Genomic DNA, 14,570 nt, shown 5'->3' with positions numbered 1-14,570 from the left:
ATAGCCATATAAATACCTAATTTCTGCTAAGTTAACTATTCGTACTACCGAAAGATCTTTAACCTACTCTCCCTCTTACCGTTACTTACGCATGAATAACAAACAATAGATGCACAAATAACAATCACCCTCAATTATTTATCGGTGAAACAATCGAAAGCTCGTACCAGTCTTTACTTGCAAAGACCATGTTTTTAATGAACTATTAACAAACAACACATTCACTACATCGTCGTTAACATCTCTTTTGTACGGATAAAATCAGGATTAAGGAAAGATCATGGCTGAACAATTCAGTGCTTCGGCAAGCTCAATTTCTGCCGTTGACTACAAAGGACAAGAACACGTTATTACGACGAGTAAAATAGAAGAAGCACTGTCTGATCCATTTAAAATATCAATAACGTTGGTGTCTAAATCGTTTACCGTCGATAGCCAGCTGGGTCAAAACCTCACGGTTAACCATTATGTTAGCCAGTCTGGTAGCTTGAAACTGACCAAAGTTGTTAATGGCGTCATTACCCACATCCAACATATTGGAATGGATGACAAGCTACAGTACTCTTCTTACCAAATCATCTTGAGACCTTGGTTCTGGCTTCTAAAACATACACATAACTTTCGGGTTTATCAAAATCAATCCACAAAAGATATTGTTTCTGATGTTTTTTCACAATCTGGATTTAGTAGTGACGTTAAGTTTGGCAGTTTGCCCAGTACCAAAAGAGAGTATTGCCTTCAATACGACGAATCTGACTTTGATTTTGTAACTCGACTATTAGCTGAAGAGGGTCTTCACTATTACTTTACCTACTCAAGTTCAGGTCACACGTTAGCTATTCAAGATGCTCAAACACCATTTGAACAAGCAAGTATTAGTAAATTCGATATGGTTGAAACACCTACTGATAGTAACCCTTTAATTAAACTTTGGCAGCCGACGTCTCAATTTCATGGTGCCAGTATCGAATTAACAGCTTATGACGATACTCAGACTAAGCTCGTCACTAGTAAGGCAACAAAATCAAGTCATACGATAGCGAACAACACTAAGCTAACCTCAGTCCAATACCCTCCACTGGGAATTCTTGGAGATAAAACCGATCTTGCAAGTAACCTTGCTAAAAGGCGAATAGAGCAAATTGAACAGAACTTCCAGTTGGTCGAAATGCTTGCTGATCATGATAGTTTTGAACTAGGCAGTTGGTTTAGTCTAAACAGCCATTTGGATTCGTCTCTTCTTGGTGAGTATAGTGTTATTTCACTCGACACATACTATTCACAAGATGAAGTAACCTCTTCTGCGACCCTCATTGAAAAAGATACACCCCACTACCCTACACCAGTTAGTAAGAAGAAGATTCTTGGCCTTCAAAGTGCGCTTGTAGCAGGTTCGACCGCTGGTGAAATTAATCAAGACGATCAAGGCCGCGTAAGGATTCAGTTTCATTGGGATACAGAAACAAGTGGTGATAAAACCAGTTGTTATGTCCGAGTTGCACAGATGCTTGCTGGGTCAGGATATGGAAGTCAATTTGTTCCTAGAGTGGGTCACGAAGTATTAGTGTCGTTTATTGATGGTGACCCTGACCAACCAATCATTACTGGTAGCGTATATAACAGTAAAAACAGCCCCCCATACAAGGAAGAAAACACTACAAAGTCAGGTATAAAAACCCAGCTTGAAGGGCTAGCCAATGAGCTCTATTTTGATGATAAGAAAGACAACGAATTGGTCTACATGCATGCAGCCAAAGATTTAACTTATGAAGTTGAAGAGAATCGAACTGAAACAATTAAAGGTGAACTCGCCCAAACGGTTACCAAACAAGTCACTGTTACCACTGAAGATAATTATACTCTTGAAGTAACAAAAGCCCTGTCTGAAAAGGCTAAATCAATAACACTCGAAGCAAGTGACTCTCTTGATCTTGTTGTGGGCTCTAGCAAAATATCAATGACATCTTCAGCTATCTCTATAGAAGCCACCAACATAGATATCAAAGCAAGCAGTGGATTAACACTTGAAGGCGTGAATGTTACTAGTAAGGCGACATCAGCCAATAAAATTTCAGGGGTGACTACAGCACTCGAAGCAACCAGTTCCAACTCGATTAAAGGTCTAAGTGTTGCCATTAAAGCCGACACAACACTCAGTGCCGAAGGACAGCTTAGCGCAGAGTTTAAATCGGGATTAAAGGGAACATTTGACGGTGGCGTAATGGGCGAGCTTAAAGGCGCGATAGTGAAGGTGAACTAATGAACTATAAAAAAATCCCTTATAAAACTGGCTTACAGGTCATCCAACGCTTTAAAGCTTCAGATGAAGCATTAGCGTTATTGACTGAAGAGAGTTCAATTTCAGAAACTATCGATATTCTTACAACCCATGAACAGTATACCGATTTGTGTCAGTTCTTCGCACATGCCTTGCCTGTTAGAGAAGCGATTTGGTGGGCCGCACACTGCTTAGAACATAGAAGTGAAGATTGGAACTCTAGTCAAATTCAATGCATCAACACAGCAAAACAATGGGCGCAATCACCATCAGAAGAGCTAAGAAGAAAAGCAGAACTGTTTGCCAACCGTTTAAATGTCAACTGTGGTCCGTCTTGGTTGGCCCAAGCGGTATTTTGGAATGGCTCAGGAAGCATTGTAGGTCCCGATCTTCCTCAAGTAATGCCTGATGCCCTACTCTACTCTAAAGCGGTCGCCGGTTCTGTAAATCATGCTGCTGCGCTTCCTGAGTGGCAACACAGTGACCGTTACTATGCTAACGCAATCGAAGCTGCCATCAATATTGCAAAAGGAAATGCCTAACCATGACATTAGCCGCTCGCTTGACGGACATGCACGTGTGTCCAATGCAAACCCCTGCAGTTCCACCTATTCCTCATGTTGGCGGGCCAATCACTGGTCCCGGAGCACCAACAGTTTTGATTGGAAATATGCCTGCGGCAACAATGGGCGACATGTGTGTATGTGTCGGTCCGCCAGATTCGATTATTAAAGGCAGTGCAACCGTTTTAATTACCAATAAGCCAGCCGCTAGAATGGGGGATACAACCTCACACGGAGGAACTATCGTTTTGGGAATGCCAACCGTACTGATTGGTGGCTGACTTTACATTCAGTGTAATAATGCTAATAACTACAGCTTTATGTTTAATTTCTTAGATGAAGCTCAAACTTTTGATTTAAAATCTATTTTTAATAGATGTTTCAATAAATTAAACCTAGACTTAGCGATATTAGTAAACTGTTACATTTATTAACAAATAACAAACTTATTAATTAACCCCTTTACAAAAAAGCAATGGAATGCGTATGGTTGATGTGAATAGCTTGTTGGCACCGATCTCGGACGACAAGCCCTGTGGTACATATCTAAAATTGGACAGAACCGCATATCGCGGTTTAAGAAATGCCTATAACTCTGCGCAGTCATCTTTTCGACAACTCAGCGAGACACCCGACGCTTCCAGTAACCAAGAACTTCTCGAAATTAATGATGCACATTGGGATACGTTAAGAACATCGACTCAAGATGCTCTAACTAAACAGACTAAAGATCTCGAAATTTTAGGTTGGTACATCACTAGCCAGTTATTTACTCGCGAACCTTTTGCAAACTTTTCTCTTGCTACGCAAGTGCTGAATACTTTGGTTGAAGAGCATTGGGCTGATATGAACCCTCTGCTCCCAGAGGAGAAGCGAAAGGCGACCGATGAACAAGCTATTGCTAAAGAAATAACTGAATTTCGTTTAAAGCCACTGCTTCAGCTCATAGGGGAAAGCCCAGACTCAACCGCGATCTTTATGCCACTACAAATGCTTCCTCTCGTCGGAGATGTGTCATTCTCTGATTACTTAGTTTCAGAGCGAAATGGAACACTTTCAGACATAAAGCAATCCGCTCTGAATCAATTTTCCTCTGAGGTTGCTGACACTCTAAATAATCTCTCAAATGCCTATCAGCAACTCTCGAACACTGAGCATTACATAAATGAGCAGTGCCAAAAAGTTGCTGTTAGTGCTGTAAGTTTCAAATTCATAAAAAGCAATATCGCTGATTTTATTAATGCTATTAAACACTTAGTTGGTGAAAAGTTTAGTCATTGGCCATTAGACGACAACTATGCAATCGCAGCAGCAACGAACGAGACATCTACAGTTAACGCTTCACCTCTCAATGAAGTAATGCATTCCACTCAAGCGGGCTCGAGTGAAGCTACTCAAACAACCAGTGATTCACAGAATCCCCCTGCTAATCCGATCGTTACCACAAATGAAGTACATCAACCACCGAACTCAGGGCAAGTATTGGGTAATAGTGGCAACTTATCAGTGACTAGCAGAGATCAAGCATTTCATGAATTACGTAAGATCGCCGATTACTTTAAACAGGCTGAACCTCATAGCCCAATCTCTTTTTTATTAGAACGTGCCATTCGTTGGGGCTACTTAAGCTTACCCGAACTTCTTGAAGAGATGGTGGGGAGAGATAGCCAAATGCTGCAGCATATTAATCAGCTTACCGGCATGGACAATTTAGAGAAGACAGATTTAGCGGGAGTGTCCAACCATTCCCCTTCTACATTTACACCAAATGCGCTCCCTACTTCCAACGGGGGTTCATTAAGCAGCAACAATCCAAGCGTAAACGCGAATGATTCTGCTGCGAATACAGCAACACCAACAAACACACAAACTAATACTGGACCAGAAACCTCTCAAGATAGTGGCACCGTCACTAGCTTTGAGTGGTAACCAAAATGCGATAACGCAAAGGAGAAAACAATGGCTTCTATTTTTATGAGAATCGATGGCACTAACCCTAAAGGTGCTGCAACAGTTGACAAAATTGGTGGCAAAGATGGCTTCTTTGCAATCGATAGCCTGTCTTGGAGTGCAGTACGTGGCGTCGGTATCGATGTAGGTAACGCTAACAATGCTGACAAAGGAATGGTGGCACTGGGTGAAATTAACATCAACCGTGTTTGTGATGGTGCGAGCCCATTCTTAACGACGTTCTTATACGCACCAGGTGGTGAAGGTAAAACAATCGAAGTCATCATGACGAAACCTAACCGTGAAGGTTCTGGTGCAGATCCTTACCTGATCGTCACGTTAAGTGCTGCTCGTATGTCTAGCTACAATATGTCAGCGACAGACGGTTCACTTCCTAACGAATCATTCAGCTTAACTTACACCCAAATTTCAAAGGCTTACTACATTGAAGGTGAAGGTGGAAAAATTGATAAAGGCCCTGAAGTTGGCTTTGATGCTACTCAAGCTAAAGTCACTTCTACAGCTAGCTAATTAAAGGAGCGCTATCGTGGCATTAAATTCCCAACATAAACGCGTCAGCAAAAACCGAGTAAGTATCACTTACGATGTTGAGACTAACGGCGCAGTAGAAACAAAAGAACTTCCTTTTGTTGTCGGTGTGATTGGAGATTACTCTGGTCATAAACAAGATAAATCTGATGTAGAAGATCGTGAATTTTACAATGTTGATAAAGACAATTTCGACAACGTAATGAAACGCGTCGGTCCAGAGCTTTCATTAAAAGTCGATAATGTTTTGGCCGATGACGATAGCGAATTTGCAGCAGACCTAAAATTTAACTCAATGAAAGACTTTGAACCTGAAGCGATCATTGACCAAGTTGAACCTTTGAAGAAGCTGGTTGAAACTCGTAACCAACTTAAAGTCCTTTTATCGAAAGCAGATCGTTCACGTGATTTAGAAAAGCTTCTTAAAGAAGTACTTCAAAGTGCAGACACCATCAACGCTTTATCAGGCGAGCTTGGTATCAACAGTGAGGGAGCAGAATAATGAGTACTGAAACTGAGAATCAAGCGCAACCCGAAGCTGCTGAAGGTTCACTAAGTTTTTTAGACAGAGCAATTGAAGCGACAACTCAAACGCCTGCAGACACAACTAAAGAACTATTTTCTGTTCTAGCAGAGCAAGCATTATCAGGAACGGTTACGTGGGATAAGAATGTCACTAAGACCATTGAAAATGCTATCAGTGAAATTGATAAGAAATTATCTAAACAGCTCTCTGCTGTCATGCAAAAAGATGAGTTTCAAAAGCTAGAAGGTTCATGGCGCGGTGTCCAAAAATTGGTTAAAGAGAGTGAGCTTGGAAGAGACCTAAAAATCAAAATGGTCGATTTCACACAAGAAGAGCTTCTTGACCAATTTGAAGATGCGCCTGCAATCGACAGAAGTCCACTCTTCAATGCCGTCTATCAAGGCGAGTATGGTACCGCTGGTGGTGAACCTTATGGTGCATTCATCGGTGACTACGAATTTAGCGCTAAAGATGAGGACGTCGCACTACTAAGATACATGGGTGAAGTTGCGGCAGCTTGTCACGCGCCATTTGTTGCTTCAGCTAATGCTGAAATGTTTGAATTCAACGATTTCACAACGTTCAGCGAAGGCAAACCTGTTGCAGCCGGTTTTGATTCCCCTGCCTATGCAGCATGGAATTCATTCAGAGAAAGTGATGACGCTCGTTATGTGACACTGACTCTTCCAAGAACGTTAGCAAGACTTCCTTATGGCGGAAAAGGCTTGGGTACTGATGTCTTTGAGTACGAAGAGCTAAATACCGATATGGATGGTAACCCGAAACCAACCGGGAATGATCAGTTAGTTTGGTCTAATGCAGCGTACGATTTGGGTCTTAAAATGACTCAAGCGTATACAGCAACAGGTTGGTGTACTTCGATTCGCGGCTTGGATAATGGTGGTAAGGTCGAAGACCTCCCTAACCTAACTTATAAATCTGAAGCGGGTGACATTCTTCAACAATGTCCGACTGAAGTTAACCTAACCGATGAACGTGAAAAAGAGTTAAGTGACTTAGGTTTCTTGCCTCTCGTTCATTATAAAAACTCCAATTATGGCGTCTTTATCGGCGGTCAAACGACTCAGAAACCTAAAACGTTTACTGATCCTGATGCGACTGCAAACGCGGCTATTTCAGCACGTTTACCGTACATCATGGCGAGTAGCCGAATCGCTCACTATTTGAAAATGATGGGCCGTGACAAATTAGGTTCAAACCTAGAAGCACCTGATATTCAAAGAGAACTTCAATTGTGGATTGATCAATACACCAACTCTGGTGCTATTGGTAATGAACAACGTGGGAAAACACCTTTGTGTGAATCTCGCATTGAAGTTGTTGAACAACCTGGTCGCCCAGGTTCGTACTCAGCAGTTGCACACTTACGTCCTTGGTTACAGCTTGAAGAGCTAACAACCTCTGTACGTATGGTTGCGAAAATCCCAGGTTAATCAAAGGATGTGGCCGAAGCAATTCGGCCACTTATTTGTATGCAGTTAAATACAGATTGGCAAAACACCTTTAATCAACTAGATAATAAAGACAACGCCTTTATGGAAAAAGCGTTGTCTTTACTATCTGAGCTCGATCAAAATATACTAAAAAAGCCCGAGATGCTCTGTAGCGCACTAACTCGATTGATAGTAAATATTGACGAGCAACTATCTGAACAGCTCAACCTCATTTTACATGACAAAGAGTTTGAAAGCTTAAATAGCAGCTGGCTTGGTCTTGAAGGCTTAGTACAACTCCCTGTCAACAAACAGCGAACCAAAATTCGCTTGCTTGACATGAATTGGCAGGAAGTCTCTTCTGATGTAAATCAAGCTTACAGCACCAAAAGCAGTCACTTATATAACCTCATTGGCAATCAAGAATTGAATACTCTGGGTGGGCAACCATTTGGTACATTACTGTTTACTCACCCTGTCAGTATGGATATCGACTTTGATGCCGATTTTGATGATGTCTTTACGTTAGAGCTACTAGGAAAACTTGGCGAGGCAACCCTGTGCCCTATTCTCTTAGCCCCAGATGAAAACTTCTTTGTAAGTTCAAAAGCAGACTGGCTCTCGGACATCAACAGAATAGAAAAAATCCTTTCCGGACCTGACTTCCAAGCATGGCAACAACTTAAAGAAAAAACCTGTTCACGATTTATTGGTTTAGTTATGCCTTCAATTCGCATGCGCGAAAGCTACAAAAACTGTAAAGCTGGCTTTATTTTTAATGAGTCTGGAAATGGATTATGGGGGAACGCAATTTTTGCGTTTGCAGCGACCATAATGAAAGAACATCACCGTGTAAATTGGTTCGGGTTTCTCAAATCTCGGTGGAATGACCGATACCAAGGGTCCGTAGTCAACACACCAAGCATTACGACGACGAGCTACTATTTAAATAATCCTATTACGAGTGTGATGTTATTCGGTCAGATATCTTCTTTTTATGCCCAACAAGGATTCATACCTCTCACCAAAAGTCCGCTATGTGACAAGTTCTATTTTAATGGAAACAACTCGATCTGGACGTTTGGGGACAGTGACAATGAAAAAGTGCTGACTCAAATTCAAACGACTTTGATGTCATGCCGTATAGCTCACTACCTAAAGGTACAAGTTAGAGAAATGATCGGTAGCTTTAGTACTGCTGCAGAATGTGAAGTATTTCTTACTCAATGGATAGAAAAATTCTCTAGTAATGTCTCGTTTGCTAATGAAGAAACACTTGCTAAATACCCTTTGAGCTTTGCAAAAATCAAAATCAACGAATCCAAATCTCATGGTGGGCATTACACCTGCACATTGCGTATTGTTCCACAGTATCAATATGACCATTTCAGTGGTGAAGTAATATTGACCACCGATTTAGATGAGGTGGCGTAATGAGTCTATGGCGTAGTTTCATTAGTCAGAATCCGTCTAACGCTTTCAACGAAGTCGAAGATATCAAGTACCACTTAACTAAGTTACTTGAGTCTGAAGCCTCCCTTATTGATATTGACAATCGTTTTACTGAACTCAATCGTTCCAACCATCGTTTTGGAATAGAGGATATCCAGCTATTAAGCGCAAGCCTTGACCAGACTCAACTTGCCATGCGTATCGAAACTTGGGTAGCTCAATTTGAACCGCGCTTATACGACGTTGTCGTCGAACTGGTTGAGCGTAAAGCAAGCGAGAATGCTCTTGCCTTCAACATTGCAGCAAAAGTTAATACAAGCCAAGGAGAAACAGAGTTGGTGTTTGATTCAAAGATTGCCCTAAATGATCTATCTACCTCTTTAAGTGAGGACAGCTATGAGTGATCCACTTCTACGGTATTTTGAGCAAGAGCTCGCCTTTGTTCGTCGATCACTTGGCCAATTTGGTGAAAAACACCCAGACCACGCTGAAAGTCTCAACATACATCAAGGTAAGATTGAAGACCCTAGTATTGCCCGTTTATTAGACGGCGTAGCACTACTAAATGCCACTGTTGAAAAGCAGTTATCAGAACAGCTCCCTGAAGTTGTTGAAGGTTTGTTAGCGGTACTATTTCCATCATACATACAAACGATTCCAAGCATTGCATATTTGAAGCTTGAAGACATTGAAGGCCCTATTGAAAGCGCCACTTTACCTAAAGGGTCTCAGTTTTCAGGCGATGTGAAAGAGCAAGAGTGCCAGTTTAGAACTGTGGATGAATTGACAATAACCCCCTTTAGCATTACAGATATTCGAGCGTTAAGTGCGCCATTTAACTTTAATCGACCTAAAAGTGCTGAACAGTCTTCTGCGGCTATTCAGATAACACTATCTACAGGTGATCCGGATGTCCACTTTCGTCATCTAGATATTGAAGATCTCGACTTTTTTGTTCAAGGCTTTGAAAACAATGCCGATTCTCTTGTTGAGCTGTTACTAAGTCAGACACGTGCTATCTCTATTTCTGATACTGATTGTGAACAGCACTCCCCAATTGAAGTAAACAATTTAAAAAACCGAATCAGCGATCTCTCATTCACATTTCTTCCTCAACACGGTAATCAGTTTTCTGGGTATCAGTTAATGAGCGAATATTTTTTCTTCAAAGAGAAGCGCCAATTTTTTCGTTTAAAAGGATTTGGAAAGTCACTCACTAATCATGCCTCTTCAGAAGTTGTCGTTAATCTATTTTTGTCCTCTTTGCCTTCTGAGTTTGTGCGACTATTTAACGTATCGGTTTTTAAGCTCAACGTTGTCCCAGCGATTAACCTTTTTGACGAGGTTGGTGAACCCATTCGTTATGACCAAAGAACACTAACGGCACCAATTAATACCAATTCGCACATCAATAAATCTACAGAAATATACGAAATAAAAGATATTTATGAGATCACTCCTAACGGTGAGATCCCATTACTTCCACTATTTAAAAACCGTTACAACACAGATAAACAACAAGATTATTGGCAAGCCAGTCGAGATGCTTTTGGTGAACATAAACTGATGGTATCGATTGGGGATACCTCTAGTTCTGAGTTTAGTAAGCTCTTTGGCACACGTTTATTGTGTACTAATGGAAAGCTAGCTTGTGGTATCGATAGTGTTTTGGAGTGTAAAGAAAGTATTGATTTACCGGGTGAGTTCTCCCCTATTTACCCCCCTTCGGCGCCTATCGCAAGAGAGTATGACCAGAATTTACATTGGCAGTTTATTGGGATGCTTAACTGTAATTTTTCATCATTACTGCACTCAGAAACAGCCAGTGAATCACTAAAGCAAATGCTGCAACTATGCTGTCGTAATCAGGTGTCAGACAGTGACATTCAAACCATTCGTACCGTGACATTTAACTCCCAAGTCGCCGCTATTCGTATTCTGGGTAAGAACACTTTTTCACCAGGAACAGAAATCGATATAGAGCTGGATACTAACGCCCCATTTCATGTTTTTAGCGACGTACTCAATCGTTTCTTCCAACAGTTTTGTAGTTTCGACCGCTATATTCAGTTGAATATCAGAATCTTTGGCCGTGATGGTATCGTCAAGAAATACACAAAAGTTCATGGGAGCCAATTATGTTTGTAGCATTAACAAATAACACGCTAAAAGAACACTCTATGACGAAAACTGGCTTCATGAGGTGTCAATGGCATTGATTAACGATCTTGCAGACAATCCTCAGCAGTGGGAGTTTTCGCAGGCGATGCGTCACCTTTCACAGTTTGTTGCCGCTCATCCAAACAAAATTCGGTTGGAGCTAAAAGCCGAGGTGATGCCTGCTGGTGATGCCAATGAAATACAGTATTTCTCATTAAAGAGCAATGTCGCGAAGTTGCGGTTGACTAAGCCTGCACTAGCAGGTGTAAAAGGCGTAATACCAAACTACTTATATGAAGAACTTCTCTCAGCATTACATAGAGAAGATCATGCATTAAAAGATTTTTTGGACGTATTTAACCAGCGACATTATGAAATCTTATATCGCGTCACAATGAAACGCTCTCAACTATTTGATAAAGAACTCTCTCACAAACGATCAGAGCTTCTTTATCAATTGTCTAACTTGACGACAAAGCATCAGCAGTATTTCCAGTACAGCACGCTCTTTAATCAGCACAGTCGCCACCTTCCTACACTTACACGGATACTTTGCGACTTTTTCCCTTATAGTTTTAAGGTAAAAGCTCGCCATAGCGTAAGACAGAAGTTACCAAGCGACTCGTTGACGAAGCTCGGTATTGACCAAAGTTATAATAGTCGGTTAGGACAAGGTTTTTTACTTGGTCAAACATGCAACGCTCAGTTTAACCGAATTGATGTTTTTATATTAATGGAAAACCGAAACCAGTATCGACACGTGCTAAACGATACAAATTTATCTATACAAATTCGTGAACTATCACAGCACTACCTGCGTGATAGCACACCAATTTCTATTTATCTAAGTGTAAAGCGGGCTTATTTAGCCCAACCAATGTTATCTAGCAATTTTGCAAATTCAGCTCGACTTGGAGAGGCAACCTGCCTTGCTCCTGAACGTAACCCAGCTGAAGTCGTGAATATTTTACTTAATAGTTAATCGAATAGTCCCATTCGGTACAAGGAATAAAGTATGACACAAGTGACCTTAACCAACCTAGTAGGGAAGCTCTCTACACACCTTAAGCAAGCACTAGAAACCTCAGCTGGCGCAGCAATGAACCAAGGAGTACCAGCAATTGAAGTAGAGCACTGGTTACTTCAATTGTTATCTCAAAAAGATAGTAATTTGAATAACCTGTTTGATTCACAAAAGGTGCCTCAAGAAGAACTGGTTAAAGAACTCACCATGAAGATCACACTGCTGACCAAAGGCAGTGAAGGACAACCAACGTTAAGTCATGCATTAACTGAGTTGGTTAAAGATGCATGGATGATTGCTTCAGTAAACTATGGTCATGGCGAAATTGTCAGTCTCCATTTAGTACAGGCCCTGTTGCAGCAAAATGTAATGGGCGTTAAAACACTTGAGCTGAAATCATTAGAAGCAATATCGATTGAATCATTACAAGGTTTAATCAGTAAAACCCCTATTGCACGTGCATCTTCTGGCGGCAGTTCAGCTGCTGCGGGGCAAGTCGACACAACGCCATCGGGTAATGATGCGTTAAGTAAATACACAATCAACCTTACTCAGCAAGCCATTGACGGAAAGATAGATCCAATCTCGGGCCGAAATGCCGAAGTTCGAAAAGCCATTGATATTCTTTGCCGTAAGCGCCAAAACAACCCAATCATGGTTGGTGAACCGGGCGTTGGTAAAACAGCTGTTGTTGAAGGTTTAGCACTGAGAATTGCCGCTGATGAAGTACCTATGGCGCTGCAAGGCGTTCAGATTCATTCACTTGATTTAGGATTGCTACAAGCAGGTGCCAGTGTTAAAGGTGAATTTGAAAACCGCCTAAAAGATGTCATTAATGAAGTTAAAAATTCTGATGTGCCTATTATCGTTTTCATTGATGAAGCACATACTCTTATAGGCGCTGGCGGTGCAGCGGGTCAAAATGATGCGGCTAACCTACTAAAACCGGCCCTAGCTCGCGGAGAGTTCAAAACGATCGCCGCAACAACTTGGGCAGAATATAAAAAGTACTTCGAAAAAGATCCTGCATTAACACGTCGGTTCCAAATCGTGACAATCGAAGAGCCAAATGCAGAAGATGCAATGCAGATGCTTCGTGGCGTGGCAGCTTCTCTACAAAACCACCATGGCGCATTTATTGCGGAATCGGCAATTGAAGCCTCTGTTCACTTATCTATTCGTTACCTACCAAGTCGCCAACTGCCTGACAAAGCGATCAGTTTACTGGATACCGCCAGTGCACGAATTGCTCTAACACAGGGAGCAAAACCAGAAGTAATCGAAAGCCTAGAGCAAACGATAAAATATCAATCCAACGAAAAAGCAGCGCTAGAAAAAGAACAAGCTCTATTTGGAAATAGTGAAGAAGCTATCGTTGAAATAGGCAAATTGATCGTTGAAAACGAACAATCACTGGCAGCCTATCAAGAGCGTTGGGAAAAAGAAGTGGTTCTCGTTGATCAAGTTAAGCTTGTCCAACAAGAGATCACTGAACAACAGCTCACCGGTGACGTTGATTCAGACAAACAAGCCGCATTAACGTCATTATTAAATCAACTCAATGAAGTTCAAGGTGAAGAGCCTCTCGTCAATGCCATGGTTGATGACAATACCATTGCACAAATCATCGCTAACTGGACCGGAATTCCAGTCGGAAACATGATGAGTGATGAGATAGCGAAACTCCTTACATTGGAAAAAGAGCTTGATAAGCGTGTTATTGGTCAAAATGTTGCTAAACAAGAACTGGCAAAAGCCATTCGAATCTCTCGTGCCGGGCTCACGGATAACCGTAAACCTATTGGTGTCTTTTTGATGTGTGGCCCAAGTGGTGTAGGTAAAACTGAAACCGCCATGGCACTTGCAGAGCAACTGTACGGAGGAAGCAATGACCTTACCGTTATCAACATGACGGAGTTTAAAGAAGAGCATAAGATCTCAATGCTACTGGGCTCTCCTGCGGGTTATGTGGGCTTTGGTGAAGGTGGCGTGTTAACAGAAGCGATCCGCCGTAATCCTTATTCTGTTCTCCTACTCGATGAAATGGAAAAGGCACACCCTGGTGTCCACGATATGTTCTATCAAATTTTTGATAAAGGGAGCATCAAAGACAGTGAAGGCCGTTCAATCGATTTTAAAAACACCATAATCATCATGACATCAAACGCCGCCGACCAAGCAATATGTGATGTTGTTGCGAAGTCAGAAGAACGCATCGACAACACGGAGTTGTTAGAATCGATAAGACCTGATTTACAACAGTACTTCAAGCCTGCGTTCCTTGGGCGTACAACTATTGTTCCGTACTACCCTCTAAACGATGATGAACTGTCTAAAATCACTGAAATCTCGTTGAACCGAATTAAGAAGAAACTCGCAGAACAGTACCAAGCAACCTTTAACTGGGATGAGAGTTTTATTGAGTTCGTTGTCAATCGTAACAGTGATCCAACAACAGGCGGTCGTGCAGTCGAACAGATCATTAACCGCTCATTGATGCCAAAACTGGCGGAAGAGTGCATATCTCGATTAAGCAGAAATGAACCAATTTCAGAAGTCGCTGTTGTTGGCAGTAGCTCCCCTGAAGGTTTTACATTAACTATTAGTTAAAGAG

At 41.6% G+C, this 14,570-nt stretch carries 12 protein-coding genes; all 12 read left to right on the top strand.

Annotated features, from left to right (window positions below):
- The first annotated feature begins 280 nt into the window (after nucleotides 1-280).
- The 12 genes from L4D20_RS20315 (at nucleotide 281) to tssH (ending at nucleotide 14,566) form a co-directional block, all read left to right on the top strand.
- Entirely contained in the window at nucleotides 281-2,260 is a 1,980-nt protein-coding gene (locus L4D20_RS20315) for a type VI secretion system Vgr family protein (RefSeq protein WP_428803410.1), read from the top strand.
- On the top strand, nucleotides 2,260-2,820 hold the full coding sequence (locus L4D20_RS20310; RefSeq protein ID WP_428803409.1) for a DUF6931 family protein: 561 nt from the start codon (nucleotides 2,260-2,262) through the stop codon (nucleotides 2,818-2,820). The genes L4D20_RS20315 and L4D20_RS20310 overlap by 1 nt, the downstream gene beginning before the upstream one ends.
- 2 nt (nucleotides 2,821-2,822) lie before the next feature.
- Complete coding sequence (locus L4D20_RS20305; RefSeq protein WP_428803408.1) at nucleotides 2,823-3,122, top strand: PAAR domain-containing protein; 300 nt, start codon at nucleotides 2,823-2,825, stop codon at nucleotides 3,120-3,122.
- 205 nt (nucleotides 3,123-3,327) lie between these two features.
- On the top strand, nucleotides 3,328-4,770 hold the full coding sequence (locus L4D20_RS20300; protein WP_428803407.1) for a type VI secretion system protein TssA: 1,443 nt from the start codon (nucleotides 3,328-3,330) through the stop codon (nucleotides 4,768-4,770).
- Nucleotides 4,771-4,800: 30 nt separating this feature from the next.
- Nucleotides 4,801-5,322 carry a type VI secretion system tube protein Hcp gene (locus L4D20_RS20295; RefSeq protein ID WP_248010241.1) on the top strand — a complete coding sequence of 174 codons (522 nt, stop codon included), beginning with the start codon at nucleotides 4,801-4,803 and terminating at the stop codon, nucleotides 5,320-5,322.
- Between the two features lie 16 nt (nucleotides 5,323-5,338).
- Complete coding sequence (gene tssB / locus L4D20_RS20290) at nucleotides 5,339-5,842, top strand: type VI secretion system contractile sheath small subunit (RefSeq protein ID WP_428803406.1); 504 nt, start codon at nucleotides 5,339-5,341, stop codon at nucleotides 5,840-5,842.
- The gene (tssC, locus tag L4D20_RS20285; protein ID WP_428803405.1) at nucleotides 5,842-7,320 is read left to right on the top strand and encodes a type VI secretion system contractile sheath large subunit; all 1,479 of its coding nucleotides are present in this window, start codon (nucleotides 5,842-5,844) and stop codon (nucleotides 7,318-7,320) included. The genes tssB and tssC overlap by 1 nt, the downstream gene beginning before the upstream one ends.
- 39 nt (nucleotides 7,321-7,359) lie before the next feature.
- Nucleotides 7,360-8,754: a type VI secretion system contractile sheath domain-containing protein gene (locus tag L4D20_RS20280; RefSeq protein WP_428803404.1), complete on the top strand. Its 1,395-nt coding sequence runs from the start codon at nucleotides 7,360-7,362 to the stop codon at nucleotides 8,752-8,754.
- Nucleotides 8,754-9,176 (top strand): type VI secretion system baseplate subunit TssE, encoded by a 423-nt coding sequence (gene tssE / locus L4D20_RS20275; protein WP_428803403.1) that lies wholly within the window; start codon nucleotides 8,754-8,756, stop codon nucleotides 9,174-9,176. Before L4D20_RS20280 ends, tssE begins: the two co-directional genes overlap by 1 nt.
- Entirely contained in the window at nucleotides 9,169-10,920 is a 1,752-nt protein-coding gene (tssF, locus tag L4D20_RS20270) for a type VI secretion system baseplate subunit TssF (RefSeq protein ID WP_428803402.1), read from the top strand. Before tssE ends, tssF begins: the two co-directional genes overlap by 8 nt.
- 61 nt (nucleotides 10,921-10,981) lie before the next feature.
- Nucleotides 10,982-11,914: a type VI secretion system baseplate subunit TssG gene (locus L4D20_RS20265; protein ID WP_428803401.1), complete on the top strand. Its 933-nt coding sequence runs from the start codon at nucleotides 10,982-10,984 to the stop codon at nucleotides 11,912-11,914.
- Between the two features lie 33 nt (nucleotides 11,915-11,947).
- Nucleotides 11,948-14,566, top strand: coding sequence for a type VI secretion system ATPase TssH (tssH, locus tag L4D20_RS20260; RefSeq protein ID WP_428803400.1), 2,619 nt, complete (start codon nucleotides 11,948-11,950; stop codon nucleotides 14,564-14,566).
- Nucleotides 14,567-14,570 lie beyond the last annotated feature (4 nt).

The organism is Vibrio kyushuensis, assembly GCF_050337325.1.
GTDB lineage: Bacteria > Pseudomonadota > Gammaproteobacteria > Enterobacterales > Vibrionaceae > Vibrio > Vibrio kyushuensis.
This window is presented reverse-complemented; position numbering and strand designations above follow the sequence as displayed.

Bases quoted from the DNA above. Each gene is read 5' to 3' on its own strand.
- tssE (WP_428803403.1), top strand. From the start codon at position 8,754: ATGAGTCTATGGCGTAGTTTCATTAGTCAGAATCCGTCTAACGCTTTC.
- L4D20_RS20295 (WP_248010241.1), top strand. From the start codon at position 4,801: ATGGCTTCTATTTTTATGAGAATCGATGGCACTAACCCTAAAGGTGCT.
- tssH (WP_428803400.1), top strand. From the start codon at position 11,948: ATGACACAAGTGACCTTAACCAACCTAGTAGGGAAGCTCTCTACACAC.
- tssC (WP_428803405.1), top strand. From the start codon at position 5,842: ATGAGTACTGAAACTGAGAATCAAGCGCAACCCGAAGCTGCTGAAGGT.
- L4D20_RS20280 (WP_428803404.1), top strand. From the start codon at position 7,360: ATGCAGTTAAATACAGATTGGCAAAACACCTTTAATCAACTAGATAAT.
- L4D20_RS20310 (WP_428803409.1), top strand. From the start codon at position 2,260: ATGAACTATAAAAAAATCCCTTATAAAACTGGCTTACAGGTCATCCAA.
- tssF (WP_428803402.1), top strand. From the start codon at position 9,169: ATGAGTGATCCACTTCTACGGTATTTTGAGCAAGAGCTCGCCTTTGTT.
- L4D20_RS20315 (WP_428803410.1), top strand. From the start codon at position 281: ATGGCTGAACAATTCAGTGCTTCGGCAAGCTCAATTTCTGCCGTTGAC.
- L4D20_RS20300 (WP_428803407.1), top strand. From the start codon at position 3,328: ATGGTTGATGTGAATAGCTTGTTGGCACCGATCTCGGACGACAAGCCC.
- L4D20_RS20305 (WP_428803408.1), top strand. From the start codon at position 2,823: ATGACATTAGCCGCTCGCTTGACGGACATGCACGTGTGTCCAATGCAA.
- L4D20_RS20265 (WP_428803401.1), top strand. From the start codon at position 10,982: ATGGCATTGATTAACGATCTTGCAGACAATCCTCAGCAGTGGGAGTTT.